Annotated in this window: 16 protein-coding genes; 5 read left to right on the top strand and 11 right to left on the bottom strand. The window is 69.5% G+C overall.

Annotated features, from left to right (window positions below; translation table 11 throughout):
- Positions 1–149: 149 nt before the first annotated feature.
- The 8 genes from murC to ACFO8M_RS22015 all read right to left on the bottom strand — a co-directional run bounded on the left by murC (position 150) and on the right by ACFO8M_RS22015 (position 9,953).
- Complete coding sequence (gene murC, locus ACFO8M_RS22050) at positions 150–1,559, bottom strand: UDP-N-acetylmuramate--L-alanine ligase (protein WP_387979632.1); 1,410 nt, start codon at positions 1,557–1,559, stop codon at positions 150–152.
- Positions 1,556–2,668: a UDP-N-acetylglucosamine--N-acetylmuramyl-(pentapeptide) pyrophosphoryl-undecaprenol N-acetylglucosamine transferase gene (locus tag ACFO8M_RS22045; protein WP_387979630.1), complete on the bottom strand. Its 1,113-nt coding sequence runs from the start codon at positions 2,666–2,668 to the stop codon at positions 1,556–1,558. The genes murC and ACFO8M_RS22045 overlap by 4 nt, the downstream gene beginning before the upstream one ends.
- A gap of 2 nt (positions 2,669–2,670) precedes the next feature.
- Positions 2,671–3,963, bottom strand: coding sequence for a putative lipid II flippase FtsW (ftsW, locus tag ACFO8M_RS22040; RefSeq protein WP_387979628.1), 1,293 nt, complete (start codon positions 3,961–3,963; stop codon positions 2,671–2,673).
- Positions 3,960–5,324 carry a UDP-N-acetylmuramoyl-L-alanine--D-glutamate ligase gene (murD, locus tag ACFO8M_RS22035; RefSeq protein WP_387979626.1) on the bottom strand — a complete coding sequence of 455 codons (1,365 nt, stop codon included), beginning with the start codon at positions 5,322–5,324 and terminating at the stop codon, positions 3,960–3,962. The genes ftsW and murD overlap by 4 nt, the downstream gene beginning before the upstream one ends.
- A gap of 2 nt (positions 5,325–5,326) precedes the next feature.
- The gene (mraY, locus tag ACFO8M_RS22030; protein WP_387979624.1) at positions 5,327–6,457 is read right to left on the bottom strand and encodes a phospho-N-acetylmuramoyl-pentapeptide-transferase; all 1,131 of its coding nucleotides are present in this window, start codon (positions 6,455–6,457) and stop codon (positions 5,327–5,329) included.
- A complete protein-coding gene (locus ACFO8M_RS22025; RefSeq protein ID WP_387979622.1) occupies positions 6,454–7,824 on the bottom strand; it encodes a UDP-N-acetylmuramoyl-tripeptide--D-alanyl-D-alanine ligase in 1,371 nt (456 codons plus the stop codon). Before ACFO8M_RS22025 ends, mraY begins: the two co-directional genes overlap by 4 nt.
- A gap of 45 nt (positions 7,825–7,869) precedes the next feature.
- Positions 7,870–9,369 carry a UDP-N-acetylmuramoyl-L-alanyl-D-glutamate--2,6-diaminopimelate ligase gene (locus ACFO8M_RS22020; protein WP_387979620.1) on the bottom strand — a complete coding sequence of 500 codons (1,500 nt, stop codon included), beginning with the start codon at positions 9,367–9,369 and terminating at the stop codon, positions 7,870–7,872.
- Positions 9,370–9,434: 65 nt separating this feature from the next.
- Positions 9,435–9,953, bottom strand: a complete 519-nt coding sequence (locus ACFO8M_RS22015) for a MarR family winged helix-turn-helix transcriptional regulator (protein ID WP_387979618.1) — start codon at positions 9,951–9,953, stop codon at positions 9,435–9,437.
- Positions 9,954–10,205: 252 nt separating this feature from the next.
- Between ACFO8M_RS22015 and ACFO8M_RS22010 the strand changes: the two genes are divergently transcribed.
- Both ACFO8M_RS22010 and ACFO8M_RS22005 read left to right on the top strand, forming a co-directional pair.
- A complete protein-coding gene (locus ACFO8M_RS22010) occupies positions 10,206–11,234 on the top strand; it encodes a hypothetical protein (RefSeq protein ID WP_387979616.1) in 1,029 nt (342 codons plus the stop codon).
- A gap of 80 nt (positions 11,235–11,314) precedes the next feature.
- Positions 11,315–12,520, top strand: a complete 1,206-nt coding sequence (locus ACFO8M_RS22005) for a L,D-transpeptidase (protein ID WP_387979614.1) — start codon at positions 11,315–11,317, stop codon at positions 12,518–12,520.
- A 49-nt stretch (positions 12,521–12,569) separates the two neighbouring features.
- Here the strand turns inward: ACFO8M_RS22005 and ACFO8M_RS22000 are convergent, their stop codons facing one another.
- Both ACFO8M_RS22000 and ACFO8M_RS21995 read right to left on the bottom strand, forming a co-directional pair.
- Positions 12,570–12,914, bottom strand: coding sequence for a DUF3817 domain-containing protein (locus tag ACFO8M_RS22000; protein WP_387979612.1), 345 nt, complete (start codon positions 12,912–12,914; stop codon positions 12,570–12,572).
- Positions 12,911–13,240, bottom strand: a complete 330-nt coding sequence (locus ACFO8M_RS21995) for a hypothetical protein (protein WP_387979610.1) — start codon at positions 13,238–13,240, stop codon at positions 12,911–12,913. The genes ACFO8M_RS22000 and ACFO8M_RS21995 overlap by 4 nt, the downstream gene beginning before the upstream one ends.
- A 66-nt stretch (positions 13,241–13,306) precedes the next feature.
- Between ACFO8M_RS21995 and ACFO8M_RS21990 the strand changes: the two genes are divergently transcribed.
- Entirely contained in the window at positions 13,307–14,215 is a 909-nt protein-coding gene (locus tag ACFO8M_RS21990; protein WP_387979608.1) for an acyltransferase domain-containing protein, read from the top strand.
- A 48-nt stretch (positions 14,216–14,263) separates the two neighbouring features.
- Here the strand turns inward: ACFO8M_RS21990 and ACFO8M_RS21985 are convergent, their stop codons facing one another.
- On the bottom strand, positions 14,264–14,755 hold the full coding sequence (locus tag ACFO8M_RS21985; RefSeq protein WP_387979606.1) for a cupin domain-containing protein: 492 nt from the start codon (positions 14,753–14,755) through the stop codon (positions 14,264–14,266).
- Positions 14,756–14,919: 164 nt separating this feature from the next.
- Between ACFO8M_RS21985 and ACFO8M_RS21980 the strand changes: the two genes are divergently transcribed.
- On the top strand, positions 14,920–15,408 hold the full coding sequence (locus tag ACFO8M_RS21980; protein WP_387979605.1) for an RrF2 family transcriptional regulator: 489 nt from the start codon (positions 14,920–14,922) through the stop codon (positions 15,406–15,408).
- 9 nt (positions 15,409–15,417) lie between these two features.
- The gene (locus ACFO8M_RS21975) at positions 15,418–16,311 is read left to right on the top strand and encodes a TIGR01777 family oxidoreductase (protein ID WP_387979603.1); all 894 of its coding nucleotides are present in this window, start codon (positions 15,418–15,420) and stop codon (positions 16,309–16,311) included.
- The last annotated feature ends 152 nt before the right edge of the window (positions 16,312–16,463 follow it).

The following is a 16,463-nucleotide window of genomic DNA, read 5'->3' as shown; positions in this document are numbered from 1 at the left end:
TGTGGTACTTGCCCTTCGACCACGGGCTGTCACCGACATGCCACGTCAGGTTGCGCGGGACCGGTCCCGCGCGATCGCATTGCGCCCGAATCGGTGACGGCCCGGTCAACGGCTCGAGATCGCTGCCGTGAACCGGGCCTGTCCGCAGCTCAGCGCAGCAGGTCGTCCGGCATCAGCTGAACGGGCGGGGCGCCCATGGTGACGACCACGTCGCCTTCGGCCGCGAGGGCCTTCACTGCGGCGGGCACGTCGTCCCATTCGGCGACGAAGACCTTGTCCTCGTCGGGGAGGTCGATGATGTCGGCGAGCTTCTGGCCGCCTTGGCCTTCGGGGATGGCCTCGCCGGGGCCGAAGATCTCCATGACCACGGCCTTGTCGGCCAGGGCGAGCGCTTCGGCGATGTCCTCGCGCATCTCGACGGTGCGGTAGACGCGGTAGGGCATGAAGACCACGATGAGCTTGCCGGGGGCGGCGACCTCTTTGAGGGTCTTGATGGCCTCGGTCATCGCCGTCGGGTGGTAGGCGTACTCGTCGAAGACCGCGTAGCCGTCGATCTCACCGCGCTTCTCGAAGCGGCGCTTGACGCCTCCGAAGGCGGCGATGCCTTCGGCGACGGCCTCCGGTTCGAGGCCGACGTACAGGCCCACGGCGATCGCGGCGGCCGAGTTGAGCGCGATGTGCTTGCCGGGCATCGGGAGGTGGAAGCGGCCGAGCAGCTGGTTGTGGGCGAGCACGGTGTAGTCGACGCCGTCCTTGCCCGATTCCACTTCGCCGAGCTGGATGTCGGCGCCGTCCGAGAAGCCGTACGTGGCGACGGTGCGGCCTTCGCCGCGGAGGGTCTTCGCGAGCGCGAGCGTGCCGGGGTTGTCGGCGCAGAGGACGAGCAGGCCGTCCTTGTCCGTGTTGCGGCAGAAGCGCTCGAAGGCCTCCGTGAGGGAGTCCATGTCGCCGTAAGTGTTCAGGTGGTCGACGTCGATGTTGGTGACGATGCCGATCTCGGGGCGGAAGCGCAGGAACGAGCGGTCGGATTCGTCGGCCTCGGCCACGAAGTACTCGCCGTTCCCGTGCGCGCCGGTGTGGGCGCCGATGTTCTCGCCGCCGTTCACATAGGACGGATCGAGACCGGCGTGCGCGAGCATCTGCGAGATGATCGCCGTCGTGGTGGTCTTGCCGTGGGTGCCGGTGACGACGATGGAGCGGCGGCCGGTCATCGCGGCCGCGAGCGCCTCGGAGCGGTGGTAGACGCGGATGCCGCGCTCACGGGCTTCCACGACTTCGAGGTGCTTGTCGTTGATGGCAGTGGAGCGGACCACAGTGTCGATGCCGTCCAAGTTGGACTTGACGTGCTCGCGGTGGAGCGTGACACCAAGGCGTTCGAGTTCGGGCAGGCTCGGCCATTCCTTGGTCTCAGAGCCGGACACGGGCAGGCCGCGGGTCGCATAGAGCCGGGTCAGGCCGTTCATGCCGACGCCGCCGACACCGATGAACAGCGTGCGGCCGAGGTCCTCTGCGGTGATGCCCTCGTCGATGGGGCTCGTCAGGTCGTTTGGATCGCTCATGCCTGCTCCAGCACTTTCAATGTGTAGTTGCGCAGCGCCTCGTCGCCGGTGCGGCTGCCGAACGCGGCCGAGGCCCGGGACATCGCCGCGACCCGGTGCGGGTCGGTGATGACCGGGATGAGGTTCGCCTCGATCCAGGAGGGGTTGAGCGCTTCGTCGTCGCAGAACATCGCGCCGCCGGCCTCCACCACGGGACCCGCGTTGCGGTACTGCTCCTTGTTGCCCCAGGGCATCGGGACGAAGACGGTGGGCACGCCGAGGGCGGAGACTTCGGCGACGGTCATGGAGCCGCCGCGGGCGAGCACCATGTCGGCGGCGGCGTAGCCGAGGTCCATGCGGTCGAGGTAGGGCAGCGTCCGGTACGGGACGGGCAGGCCCTCGGGGATGTGGATCGGTTCGTCGCGGCGCGCGCCGGTGATGTGCAGGACCTGGACGCCGCGGTGCGTGAGCGCTTGGGCCGCACCGGAGACGGCGTTGTTGATCGACGCCGCGCCTTGGGAGCCGCCGTAGACGAACAGCACGGGGCGCCGCGGGTCGAGCCCGAAGTACTGGCAGGCCTGGGCGCGCATGGCGTTGCGGTCGAGGTGGCTGATCTCGGGTCGCAGCGGCACGCCGGTGACGGTGCCGTCGGCGAGGATCGGCGAGGCCTGCGGCAGGTGCGGGAAGCCGAGCGCGAGGTTGTCGCTGAACTTGAGGGCCATCTTGTTGGCGACGCCGGGCGGGTCGTTGAACTCGAAGATGACCATGGGGGTCTTGCGGCGCCAGGCGGCGAGGTAGGCGGGGACGGCCACGTAGCCGCCGAAGCCGATCACGACGTCGGCCTGGACCTCGTCCATGACGTCGCGGGTGGCCTTCATGGCCTTGAGCATGCGGGGCGCGGTGAGCAGCAGGTCGATGTTCACCTTGCGGGGCAGCTGGTGGGCCGGGACGTTGCGCAGGTCGTAGCCGGCCTTGGGGATGAGGTCGTTCTCCAGGCCCTTCTCCGTGCCGAGGCACGTGACGCGGACGTGGGGGTCGTGTCGGCGCAGGCAGTCGGCGAAGGCCAGGAGCGGGTAGATGTGGCCGCCGGTGCCGCCGCCGGCGAGGACGACCGATCGAAGCTGAGGCAACGTCATGTCTTTCTGGTCGTAGTTTTCTTGGAGGTCTCGGAGTCGGACTCCGAGCGGGGTGCGGGCGGCAGGGGGGCCCACAGCAAGCGTACGAGACGCGAGGGATTGCGGGCCCGCAGCGCCTGGGCCGCGTCGGGTTCGGCACGCGCGAACCCGGCGAGCATGCCCACGGCCGCGAGCACGACGACGAGCGCGGTGCCGCCGTCGGAGATGAACGGCAGCGGGACCCCGGTCATGGGGATGAGCCCGAGGACGCCGCCGATGTTGATGAAGGCCTGGCCGGCGAGCCAGATGGTGACGCCCGCGGCGACGAGCGCCCGGAACGGGTCGTCGGAGCGGCGCGCGATGCGGAAGCCCGTGTAGACGAGCACGGCGAACAGCGAGAGGATCACCAGGCAGCCGACGACGCCGAGCTCCTCGGCGATGAGCGCGAAGATGAAGTCGTTGTGGCCGTTGGGGAGCCATTCCCATTTCTGGCGGCTCTCGCCGAGCCCGACGCCGAACCATCCGCCGTCGGCGATCGCGTAGTAGCCCTGGATGGCCTGGTAGCCCCAGGTGTCGGCGAAGTCCTCGGGTCGCGAGAAGGAGATGATGCGCTGCATCCGGTAGCCCTCGAACGCGATGAGGACGGCGGAGCCGAGCAGGCCGATGCCGAGGAGGACGCCGAGGATGCGCAGCGGCACGCCCGAGGCCCACAGGAGTCCGATGAACATCGCCAGGATGATGAGCATGGTGCCGAGGTCGGCGTAGCCGATGACGATCATCAGGGCCCCGGCGATCGGGAACATCGGGATCGCGAGCTCGCGCCAGGAGGCGATGCGCGGGCCGAGGCGCACGAGCGAGTCGGCGGCCCACAGGAGCAGCGCGAACTTGGCGATCTCGGCGGGCTGGAACTGGACGGGCCCCAGGTCGATCCACAGCTGGTCGGTGGCGAGGCCCCCGGTGCCGTCCCCGCCGGCCGCCTCCTGCTGCTTCTGGCGGATCGACATGACGACCAGCACGAGGCCGAGCAGCATCGAGACGACCAGGAGCGGCCGGGATATGGCCCGGTAGGTGCGGGACGGGAGGCGCTGGGCCACCCAGAAGCAGACGAGGCCCACCACGGCCCAGATCACCTGCTGGAGGATGATCGCGAACGCGGTGCCGGTGGCCCGGTACGACTCGACCATGGTGGCCGAGAAGACCATCACGAGCCCGATGGTGAGCAGCAGCGCCGAAGAGGAGAGCAGCAGGTAGTACGAGGCGAGCGGCCGGTCGAGCAGGCCGCGCAGCAACTCGGTGAACCCGCTCCTCACTCGGCCTCACCCTCAAGCAGTGCCCTTGCGGCGGCGGCGAACGCGTCGCCGCGGTGGGCGTACGAGGTGAACATGTCGTAGGAGGCCCCGGCCGGGGACAGGAGCACCGTGTCCCCCGGTTCGGCGAATTCCACGGCGCGGGCGGCGACTTCGGTCATGACCGCATCGTCGCGGCCGTCGAGCACGACCACCGGGAGGTCCGGGGCGTGTCGCGCCAGCGCGTCGGCCACGAGCGCCCGGTCCTGTCCGATGAGGACGGCGGCGCGCATCTTGGGGGCGTACTGGGCGACGAGGCCGTCGACGTCGACGCCTTTGAGCTGGCCTCCGGCGACCCACACGATCGAGTCGTACGAGGCGAGCGCGGCGGCGGCGGCGTGCGGGTTGGTGGCCTTGGAGTCGTCGACCCAGGTGACCCCGCCGGATTCGGTGATGGTGACGTTGCGGTGCGGTTCGGGGACGTACTTGCGCAGGGCGTCGCCGATCTCCTGATGGGAGACGCCGACCTGGCGCGCGAGCGCGGCGGCGGCGAGGGCGTTCGCGACGTTGTGCCAGCCGGCCGGGCGCACGTCGTCCACGGAGCAGATCTGGACCGGTTCGGGGCCGGTGTAGTCGACGAGGAAGCCCAGGGCCACACCGAACTGGCCGGGTTCGGGGTGGTTGAGGGTGAACCCGGTGACCTCGGCGTCGACGTGCTTGGCGAGGGCGACGACGGACGGGTCGTCGAGGTTGACGACGGCTTTGCCGCCGCGCCAGACGGCGGCCTTGGCTTCGGCGTAGGCGTCGAAGCTGCCGTGCCAGTCGAGGTGGTCGGGCGCGAGGTTGAGCACGGCCCCGGCGGTGGGGGCGAGCTCGGAGGACCAGTGGAGCTGGTAGCTGGAGAGTTCGACGGCGATGACGTCGAAGGGGCCGTTGGCGGCACGCACGAGCGGGACGCCGATGTTGCCGAGCGCGGCGGTGCGCAGGCCGGCGGTCTCGAGCATCGCGGCGAGCATCGTCGTGGTGGTGGTCTTGCCGTTGGTGCCGGTGACGGCGAGCCAGCGCGCGGCGCCGGGTTCCCTGAGGCGCCAGGCGAGTTCGGGTTCGGAGAACGTCTCGATCCCGGCGACCGCGGCGGCGCGGGCGATGGGGTGGTGCGGCGGGAAGCCCGGGGAGAGGACGACCTGCTCGATGCCGTTGAGCAGTTCGATGTCGAACTCGTTGGCGATGATGCAGGTCGCGCCGCGGGCGGCGAGCGCGTGGAGCCGTTCGGAGTCGTCGCGGTCGTAGACGGTGACCGAGGCGCCGCGTTCGAGGAGGACTTCGGCGCACGCGGACCCGGCGACGCGGGCCCCGGCTACGAGCACGTTGTCGGCGATCCTCATCCCTAGCCCGCAATCCGCAGGAAGTCGGCGAAGAAGAAGCCGAGGGCGAGCGCGGTGCAGATGCCGGCGATGATCCAGAAGCGGACCACGATGGTGACTTCGGACCAGCGGTTCTCGCCGATTTCGAAGTGGTGCTGGATCGGCGACATCCTGAAGACGCGCCTGCCGGTGAGTTTGAAGCTCGTCACCTGGATCATGACGCTGGCGGTGGTGATGACGAACAGCGCGCCGAGGATCGGCAGGAGCAGGATCGTCTTGGAGGCGAACGCGAGTCCGGCGATGAGCGCGCCGAGGCTAAGGGACCCGGAGTCGCCCATGAAGATCTGGGCGGGCGAGGTGTTCCACCACAGGAAGCCGAACATGGCCCCGGCCGCGGCGCCGGCGATGAGGGCGATCTCAAGGGGATCGCGCACGTCGTAGCAGAGGTTGTCGGCGGGCTGGGCGCCGCCGCACCAGTGGCGGTACTCCCAGAAGCCGATGACCACGAACGCGACGAAAGCCATCATGGAGGCGCCGGTGGCGAGGCCGTCGAGGCCGTCGGTGAGGTTGACGCCGTTGGCGGTGGCGTTGACGAGGAGGACGATTAGCACGACCATGCCGACCTTGGTGAGGTTCGGGCCGATATCGCTGGTGAAGGAGAGGTACGGGGTGGCGACGGTCTCGGAGATCTCCTTGGAGTCGATCGAGCCGGTGTAGTAGACGGCCATGAAGCCGAAGGCGGTGGCGGCAATGGTGAGGCCGACGACCTTGGCCTTGCCGGAGATGCCGCCGGAGTGCTTGCGGCGGATCTTGAGCCAGTCGTCGATGAAGCCGACGAAGCCGCAAGTGACGAACAGTCCGATGAGGACGATACCGGTGGCGGTGAATCCGGTCGGGCGGTTGAGGGTGATCCCGTCGACCTCTTCGGGCAGCGCCATGAGGACGAGGTGGCCGGCCACGTAGGCGAGCACGGTGGTGAAGATGAAGACGACGCCGCCCATGGTGGGGGTTCCGGCCTTGGCGAGGTGGGTCTGGGGGCCGTCGCTGCGGATGGGCTGTCCCGCCTTCAAGCGGCGGAAAAGCTTGGCCGCGAGGGGCGTGAGCGCCATGGTGAGCGCGAACGCCACGAACGCGGCGACGATTACTGCTCTCACTGGTCTTGGTCCTCCTTGGCGCGCAGGTAGTCGGCGACGTCCCAGGTCCGGTATCGGGAGCCCTTCACCAGGACGGCGTCGCCGGGGCGCAGCCGGCTGCGCAGCAGCGCGATGGCTGCGGCTTGATCGGGTACGTGGGTAGCGGTGACGCCTTCGGCACCTTCGACGATGGGTTCGGTGCCTTCGGCGACGGCGATGACCTCGTCGATGCCGGCTTCGCGGGCCTGTTCGCCGAGGCGGCGGTGGCAGGTCTCGCTCTGCTCTTCGAGGTCGGCCATCAGGCCGAGGACCGCGATGCGGCGGCCCTCGGTGGGGAACTGCCCGAGGGTGCGGACGGCCGCGCCCATCGAGGCGGGGTTGGCGTTGTAGGAGTCGTCGATGACGGTGGTGCCGTCGGGGCGGGTGAAGACGTCCATGCGGCGCTCGGAGAGCCGACCGGCGCGGGACAGGCCCTCGGCGATCTTCTCGGCGGTCTGGCCGAGCTTCCACAGGACGCCGGCGGCGGCGAGCGCGTTGTAGACGTGGTGGTCGCCCCACAGCCGCAGTTGGACGCGGGCGCGGCCGTCGGGGGTGACGAGGGTGAAGGCGTGGCGGCCGTCGCCGGGTTCGACCTCGACGGCGGTGATGTCGGCGTTTCCTTGGAGGCCGTAGCGGTAGGCGGTGGCGCGGGAGACGTCCGCCATGCGGTCGACGCGCGGGTCGTCGGCGTTGAGGAACACCGTGTCGTCGGCGCCGAGGAAGCCGGGCAGCTCCGACTTCGCCTTCGCGGTGGTCTCGATGGAGCCGAACCCGTCGAGGTGGGAGATGCCGACGTTGAGGACCACGCCGATCGTGGGCGGGGCGATCTCGCACAGCTGCGTGATGTGGCCGAGCCCGCGGGCGGCGAGTTCGAGGACGAGGTACTCGGTGTCGGGCGTGGTGCGGCAGACCGTGTACGGGTGGCCGAGCTCGTTGTTGAAGTTGCCTTCGGTGGCCACGGTGGGCCCGAGGTCGGCGCACAGCTGACCGATGAGGTCCTTGGTGGAGGTCTTGCCGTTGGAGCCGGTGATGCCGATGATGGTCGCCTTCGACGCGGCGGCGACGTGCTTGGCGAGTTTCGTCAAAGCGTCGATGCCGTTGTCCACGTAGATCGCGGGGCTGTCGATCGGGCGGGTGGCGATGGTCGCGAGCGCCCCCTGGGCGCGGGCCTTCGCGGCGAAGTCGTGGCCGTCGACCTTGTCGCCGGGGATCGCCAGGAACAGTCCGCCGGGCCCGGCTTTGCGGGAGTCGTACTCGACGCCGCCGGTGACGACCGCTTCAGGATCGGCCGTCTCGCTGAGCTTGCCGTCCATGACGGCGGCGACCTCGGCCAGGCTCATGGGGATCACGCGGCTGACTCCTCCTGTTGTGGGTGCGGGCGGTGTACGGGACTATCACGCTTCAACGTTGTGCGCGGGTTTCAGTGAGACGTCCCGCAATGCGTCGGCCAGGAGCACCCGGTCGTCGCTCGCCACCGGCCCCGCGGCGGTCTCGGTGACGGTCTCGTGGCCCTTGCCGAGGAGGGCGATGGTGTCGCCGGGGCGGGCGAGGGCGGCGGCCTCCAGAACGGCGGCCTCCCGTCCCGGGATATTACGGCAGGGCACGCCCTGGACGGCGGCGGCCACGTCGTCGCGGATGCACGCGGGGTCTTCGGTGCGGGGGTTGTCGTCGGTGACGATGACCAGGTCCGCGGCGTGCGCGGCGGCGGCGCCCATGAGGGGGCGCTTGGAGCGGTCGCGGTCGCCGCCGGCGCCGAGGATCGCGATGACCTTGCCGGGGGTGGAGTCGCGGAGGGTCTCGAGGACGGCGGTGATGGCCTCGGGCTTGTGGGCGTAGTCGACGACGCCGCGCACCGGGTTGTCACCGGAGACCAGTTCCATGCGGCCGGGCACGCCGGTGCAGGAGGCGACCCCGGCGAGGGCGGTCTCGGTGTCGACGTCGGCCGCTTCGAGGAGGGCGACGGCGAGCGCGGCGTTGGCGACGTTGTGGCGGCCGGGCATGTTGACGAATCCGTCGCCTTGGCCGCTCGGGGTCTTGAGGTGGAAGGTCTGGGTGAAGCCGTCGGAGACGAGGTCCGATACGAAGTAGTCGGCGCCCGGGTCGGTCAGGGAGAAGTCGAGGTTCTCCCTCGTGGCGAGGGTCGCGACGCGCTTGTCGTCGGCGTTGAGGACCTCGATCTCGGCGCGGCCGTCGAACAGCCGGGCCTTGGCCTCGAAGTAGTCGTCGAGGTCGGAGTGGAAGTCGAGGTGGTCGGTGCCGAACATGGTGAATCCGGCGGCGCGGAAGCGGCAGCCTTCGACGCGCCCGAGCACGAGGGCGTGGCTGGAGACCTCCATGACCACGTCCGTGACGCCCTTCTCGACGGCGACGGCGAGCAGCGACTGCAGTTCGGGGGCTTCGGGGGTGGTGCGCGCGGACTCGATGCGCTCCCCGGCGATGCGGGTCTCGACGGTGCCGATGATCCCGGTGGTGCGCCCGGCATAGGACAGGCCGGCCTCGACCAGGTAGGCGGTGGAGGTCTTGCCGTTGGTGCCGGTGATCCCGAGGAGGTTCAGGCGCTCGGACGGGCGGCCCCAGACGCGGGCGGCGACCTCGCCGGTCAGCGTGCGCGGATGCTCGGTGACGAGGACCGGAAGGAGGCCGCCGACGAGTTCGGCGCCGCGTTCGTCGGTCAGCACGCACACCGCGCCGCGTTCGAGGGCCTGTGCGGCGAACTCGGCGCCGTGCCGGTTGGCGCCGGGCAGGGCCGCGAAGAGGTCGCCGGGCTCGACGGCGCCGGCCGCGAGGCTCACCCCGGTGAGGGCGAAGTCCAGGTCCTTGGCCTCGGGGAGCAGGTCGGCGAGGCCGTCGACTCGGTAGGGGACGGTCGTCTCAGGACGCGGAAAGCTCGGCACGGCCTGACCCTACACCGGCACGCACCGTCTGCGAGTCTTACACCGGCGGGGCGCACCGAAAGCGTTTACGCGCTCTCCGGGCCCCGATGGCCGGGATGGCCGATCGGGTTGCGGTCGTGGTCGTCGAGGTTGTCCGACCAGGTGCCCAGGAGCTTGTCGAGCTCGGCGGCCTGGTCGCAGTTGATCGCGTCGAGGAACAGCTCGCGCACCAGCGTGAGGATGCACGGGGCGGCCTTCTCGAGGCGCTCGGCACCGGCCGCGGTGAGCTTGACCCAGACGCCGCGGTTGTCGCGGTCGCACTTGTGCCGCTCGACCAGGCCCATCTCGGAGAGCTTGTTGACCTGGTAGGTGACCGCGCTCTTGGCGGTCACGATGCGGTCGGCGAGGTCGCTCATGCGCGCCGCGCGTTCGTCGCTGTCGGCCAGGCGCACGAGGATCTCGTACTGGGTGTGGGTGATGCCGTGCTGCTCCTGGAGCCGCCGGTCGATGTGGTGCTCGAGGCGGTGGGTGACCGTGAGGAAACGGGTCCAGACGGCGTTCACGTCGGGAGCGAGCCAGCGGCTCTCGAAATCGCCCGCGCTCATCGGCGGCCCCTCCTCTCCTCGTGTTCGGCACCCGCCCGGACGGCTGGTTCGAATTCGAACAATCCTAGCAGGCGGAACGAAGATGAACGGCCCGCAAGTTAGCCACGCCATAACGCAAACCGAATACCGGTGATTCGACGACTACCAGCGGTAACGTCGAATGACCCGATGCGACTGAGGAATCTTCCCGTTCTACGCTGTACGCCGACCATCCCGTCCACTCGGCTCCGAGCAACCGAAGGACCTCAAGCCTTGAACGCCGGTACTTCCTCCAACGCGCGCGGCAGCGGCGCACCCTCGTTCCTCAGCGGCGCGAAGCGGGTGCTCTCGCTCCCCATCGTCGCACTGGCAGGCGTGGTCTTCCTGGTCGCGCCCGCCTCGCAGTCCGCCGCGCAGGAGGGCGAGGAAGGCGCCTCGGCCGAGCTCAGCGACGCCATCGCCGCTTACCTCGACGCGCAGGACGAACTGGACTCGCTGAAGCAGGAGCAGGAAGACCTGGAGCAGGAGCTGGCCGACTCCGAAGTCGAGGCCGCGGCACTCCGGGTCGAGCTGGAGGAGTACGCCTACGTCGCGTCCACCACCTCCGACCTCCAGTCCACGACCGCGCTCATGGCCTCGGGTAACCCGCAGGACGCCATCGCCGCCATGGAGCTGCTGCAGTTCCTCGGCGAATCCCGTGCCGTCCGGCTCAAGGACCTGCTCACGCGGCTCGAGGAGATCGAGGCGACCCGCCAGACCCTCGCGGACAACATCGAGCAGCAGGAGGACACCGCCGCGGAGATGGAGGACGCCCGCGACGAGGCTGCCCGCGAGCTCGCCGCCAGCGGCGGCGACGACGCCAACGGCCCGACCGCCTCCGACGCCCCCGCGGCCGAGCCGTTCGAAGGCGACGACGGCGGCTGCACCGAGGACGACCCCACCCCGGCCGACGGGTGCCTCACCCCGCGCACCCTCCACGCCTTGGAGCAGGCCCAGATCGCCGGGTTCACCCGGTTCGTCTCCTGCTACCGCCCGTCCGGCTCCGGCGAGCACCCCAAGGGCCGGGCCTGCGACTTCTCCTCCGAACCCGGCGGTTTCGGCGGCGACGCCGGAGGCGACGACTACGACTACGGGCAGAACCTCGCCGCCTGGCTCATCGAGAACTCCGACGCACTGGGCGTGCAGTACGTCATCTGGTACCGCCAGATCTGGTTCCCCGGGAACGGATGGAAGTCCTATACCGGCGCCTACGGCGACCCCTCCTCCGACCACACCAACCATGTGCACCTGAGCATGCGCTGACCTGCGGCCGCTCCGCGGAGCCGCAGAACTCACAGGTGCGAAGTAGACAGCGTGTCGCCGCCCCTGTGTAACTTGGGTTCATGACGTTCGGACGATCCTCTCTCACCCGCCGCGGCGCGCTGGCCGCCGGCGGCCTCGCAGCTGTGGGCCTCGCGGCGGCCTGCACGAAGGAATCCGGCACCATCGGCGGGGACGGCGAGTCCGCCGAGGAACCGCAGAGCGCCGCGAAGGTGCAGATCACGCCCGCCGACGGCGCCACCGACGCGACCGCGGCGACCGAGATCGCCTGGACCGTCGAAGCCGGCGAGTTCAAGGAGTTCAAGCTCACCGACGCCGACGGCGCCGAGGTCGAAGGGGCCATGCACCCCGACGGGACCACCTGGGTCCCGAGCAGCCCGCTCGCGTGGGAGGGCACCTACACGGCCACCGTGACCGCCGACGACGCGGAGGGTCTCACGGCCACCGCGACCTCGACGTTCACCACGATCGCCTCTCCGGGGAACCGGGTCACGATCGAGAACTACCTGCCCGGGCAGGACTCCACGGTCGGGCAGGGCGCGATCCTCGCGTTCCGCTTCAGCGACTACGAGATCCCCGAGGACAAGCGCGCCTCGGTCGAGCGGCGCCTCTTCGTGACCTCCGAACCGGCGCAGGAGGGCTCCTGGCACTGGATCACCGGGCGCGCCCTGGAGTACCGGCCGAAGGAGTACTGGCAGCCGAACACCGCCGTCTCGGTGCGGCTCGCCCTCGGCGGCCTCGACCTCGGCGACGGCCGCTACGGCGAGTTCGACGCCGAGACCTCCTTCGCGACCGACGCCGAGGCGCGGTACCTGGAGGCGGACGACGAGACCAAGCAGATGCGGGCCTTCCGCGACGGCTCCATCGTGCAGACCATCCCGATCTCCTTGGGCGCCAGGGAGATCGACGGGAACGACGCGCGTTCGTTCTCCGGCACCATGACCATCATGAGCCGCGAGGAGGAGTCGACCTTCGTCTCCGACCTCTACGACTACGAGACCGACGTCAAGTGGGCGATGCGCCTGACCTTCTCGGGCCAGTTCATCCACGGCGCGCCCTGGGCGGCCGACCGCCTCGGCGTCTCGAACGGCTCCCACGGGTGCCTCAACGTCTCCGACGAGATGGGCGAGTGGCTCTACAACTTCGTGCGCTGGGGCGACCCGGTCGTCGTGAAGAACACCGGCATCGACGTGCCGCAGGGCGACGGGTTCACCGCCTGGAGCCTCGACTGGGACACGTTCAAGGCCGGGTCCGCCCTGCAGGTCTGAGAGAACGAGTAAAGCCCGGCGACCGTTCGCCGGGCTTTTTCGCTGCCGCTCAGACGCTCTCTTCGGTCCGGATCTTCGGGTCGGCGGCCTGCGGGTGCTCCGCGAGGATCTTGCGGTGCGCCCAGCGCTCCACGAAGAACGAGTAGACCGGGATCGTGCCGCCGAGCATGAGGCCCACCGTCTGCGGCCAGAACTTCCAGCCCGCCTGCTGGGTGAGGTGGAAGGCGAGCACCAGGTAGACCATGTAGCAGAGGCCGTGGATCGGGCTGATCGCCGTCACCAGGAAGTCGTTGCCGCCGAAGTACTTGAGCGGCATCGCCACGAACATCAGCAGGATCAGGAACGTGCCGACGATCCAGGCGACGATCCGGAAGCGTTTCAGAGCGGCGTTCATGCGTGGCTCCCCTGGGATTCGATTTCGGTGCGGGCCTTGAGAATGTCGCTCTCGAAAGGCGAGATCATCGGCGGCGGCTCGGGCTTCCCGCGGCGGGGCCCCTCGTCCTCGGGACGGTCCTTGCGCAGTTCAAGGCGCATCTGCCGAATCCACAGCGCGAGCGTGAACAGCGCGAACAGCGGCCACTCGAAGGCGTAGCCCCAGCTGATGGCGTTGCCGCCCTGGGCGCGGGAGAGCTGCCACCAGCCGAGCAGCCCGAAGGCGACCGTCAACACCACCGCGAAGAAGTGGAGGACGAGCCATGGGGGCGTCAGCAACCGTCGCACAAAGCCCAGACTAAGGTGACCGACCCGATGTTGCCGCCGGGGGTCTCGGCGTGGTGACATAGGCCGGTGACTCAGGACCTGCCGCAGCCCGGCGCCGTCAAGGCGTACCCCGAGCCCGACGCCGCCGACGTTTCCGAACTCCTCCTCGGCTGGTGCGGGGCCGACGCAGAAGACGCCGACGACGCCGTGAAGGCCCTCGGTGCGCTCGACGACGACGCGCGCGAACTGGCCGACCGGCTCTACCAGTCGATCGCCGCCGACATGGGCGGGAAGAAATGGCTCTCGTGGCCCAAGGTCACCGAGCCGCACTCGCTGCTGGGCCTGTACCCGCTGCTCGCGGCCGTCCCCGACATGCTCGCGTACCACCGCGAACGCGGCATCGACGAGGACCTCTCGCGCAAGGTCCTGGTCGACGTCGGCGAGAAACTGCGGCTCAACCGGCGGATCTACGGCAGGGCCGGGCTCGACGTCGCGAACTGGTTCACCGGTCACGTGCGCGGGGCGCTCTACCAGCTCGGGCGGCTCCAGTTCTGCGTCGAGGGACCCGACCCGGAGCCGTTCGTGGGCATGCACATCCGCGGCGAAGGCGGACCGCTCACCCTCGACGCCGTACGCGACTCGACCGAATGGGCCCTGGAGTTCTTCCCGGCGGTCTTCCCCGAGCGCTACGACGGGCCCGAGGAGCTGGTGTTCAAGTGCGACTCGTGGCTGCTCGACCCGCAGCTGCGCGACTGGCTGCCCGAGCGGTCGAACATCCCCGGTTTCGGGGCCCTGTTCGACCTCGAAGGAGACGGCGGCCCGGTGGGCAACCGGACCGACCTGTGGCGCTTCGTGTTCATGCGAACCGAGGACACCCCCGTCGAGGAACTGCCGCAGGACAACACCCTCCAGCGCTCGGTGCTGGCCGGGATCAAGGCCGACGTGCCGTGGCGCAGCCGCCTCGGCACCTTGAACCTCAACAGGCTGGGTCTCTAGAGCTAAGCCAACGGCCGCACCACTCAAGTTGGTGCGGCCGTTCGGCGTCTACTCCCCCGAACGGGCGCGCTGCCATGCCTCGCTGGCGACGTAGTGGTTGTCGTACCGCTCGCCCGAAGCCGGGATCTCGGCCGGGTCTGCTTCTCCTGCGTTGACGCGTTCGAGGAGCCGGTAGTAGTCGAACCGGTCGGCGGCCGGGGTGAACACGGCGAGGACGTCGGCGTCGTGCCCGGCGGCGGCACCGAAGGCGTGCGGCAGGCCCGGCGGGATCGTCACGAAGTCCCCCGCCTCCAGGACGATGACCTCGTCGCCGGTGAGGACCTGGAGCCGCCCGGAGATGACGAACAGCGATTCGCTGGCGTCGGTGTGGAAGTGCGAGGGCGCGCCGTCGCCGCCGTTCGGGAAGGTCGAGCGGTGGACGGAGAGGGCCCCGCCGGTCTCCGAGGAGTCGGCGAGCAGGGTCATGACCGACTGCTGGGCGTGGGCGAGCCGCTCGGCGGTGGCGGCGCGGGCGACGACGGGCGCGGGGATGGTGCTCATGCTGTGCTCCTCTGGTGCTGTTCCGGCATCCGCCGGAACTCATATCTAGATATTACATGTCTAGATAAAGATCCGCAACCGAGGGCCGCATGCCGAAACTCATGCCCAGACAGGGAACACTAGACAGGCACCCACCCCTAACCAGGACAGCTAAGATCGAGATTATGAAGATCAGCGAAGGCGTCGAATGGGCCGCGCACTGCTGCCTCCTCCTAGACTGGATGGGCGTCGACGCGCCCGTCTCCACTGCCCGGCTCGCCGCCGGGTACGGCCTGCCGCCCGCATACCTCAACAAGCAGCTCCAACCGCTCGTCAAAGCCGGGATCCTCACCTCCACCGCGGGCAAGAAGGGCGGCTTCCGCCTCGCCAAGAGCCTCAAGGACATCACCCTCATGGACGTGCTCACCGCGATCGAAGGCCCCGCCGAGGCGTTCCAGTGCGCCGAGATCCGCCAACACGGAGTCTGGGGCGACGAACCCGCCTCGACCTTCCGCGCCCCGTGCGCGATCGACACCGCCATGCGCGGCGCCGAACTCGAATGGCGGCGGGCACTGGCCGCGCAGACCCTCGCGGCGATCCAGCAGAACGCGGAACTGCAGGCGCCGAATCTCCGCACCCAGGTTCAAGACTGGTACCGCGAGCCGAGGCCATAGGCTGTGGGTATGCGGATCGTCATCGCCGGGTCGAGCGGCTATCTCGGCAAGTCCCTGATGAAGGCCCTCGAAGGCCTGGGCGAAGGCCACGACCTCGTACGGCTGGTGCGCCACCGTCCCGACGAGGAGAACGAGATTCGCTGGGACCCTTATAAAGAGGCCCTCGACCCGGAGGTCCTCGACGGGGTTGACGCGGTCGTGAACCTCTGCGGCATCAACGTGGGCGGCCAGCGCTGGAACGCCGCCTACAAGAAGCGCATCGAGGCGAGCCGCGTGATCCCGACCAGGGTCCTCGCCGAAGCGGTGGCGGCGGCCAAGGTCCCGGTGATGGTGAACGCCTCGGCGGCGGGCTGGTACGGCGACCGCGCGGACGTCGAAGTGGACGAGTCCACCCCGGCCGCGGCCGACTTCCTCGGGCGCCTCTGCCTGAAGTGGGAATCGGCGACGGCCCCTGCGGAGGAGTCGGGCGCCCGAGTCGCGCGCCTGCGCACCGGGCACGTGCTGGGTCCGGAGAGCGTCCTCCTGGATCGGTTCGTCCCTTTTTGGAAGTGCTTCCTAGGAGGCCGCTTCGGCAGCGGACGCCAATATCTGCCGTGGATCTCCCTGCGCGACTGGGTGGGCGCCGCGGTGACCGCGATCGAGGACGAGACGATCCGCGGCCCCGTGAACATGGTCGGCCCCAACCCTGCGACGAACCGCGAGTTCACCAAGGCCCTGGGAGCGGCCCTCCACCGCCCGACCCCCTGGATCATCCCCGGCTGGGCGGTCAAGATCGTCGCCGGAGAGGCCGCCGTCGAGCTCCTGCGAGGCGCGAAGATCAAGCCAGGAGCCTTGCAGGCCAACGGCTACCAGTACCAAGACGAGACGGTCTTCGAGGCCTTGAGGTACGCCCTCAGCTCCTGACCACCGCACCACCCGAACGGCTCCGCCCAGGCGCGGGGCCGTTTTGGTGTGCCCGCCAGGAGGCGGGCGCAGCTCACAGGGATCCACTCTTCCCACTAAGGGCCGACACGAGCTAAGTTGAACATGTTCAATCTTGAACACGTTCAATTAGC

The sequence above is a fragment of the Glycomyces rhizosphaerae genome (assembly GCF_042647865.1).
Lineage (GTDB): Bacteria > Actinomycetota > Actinomycetes > Mycobacteriales > Micromonosporaceae > Glycomyces > Glycomyces rhizosphaerae.
The sequence above is the reverse complement of the archived record's forward strand: the minus strand, read 5'-3'. Positions and strand labels throughout refer to the sequence as shown.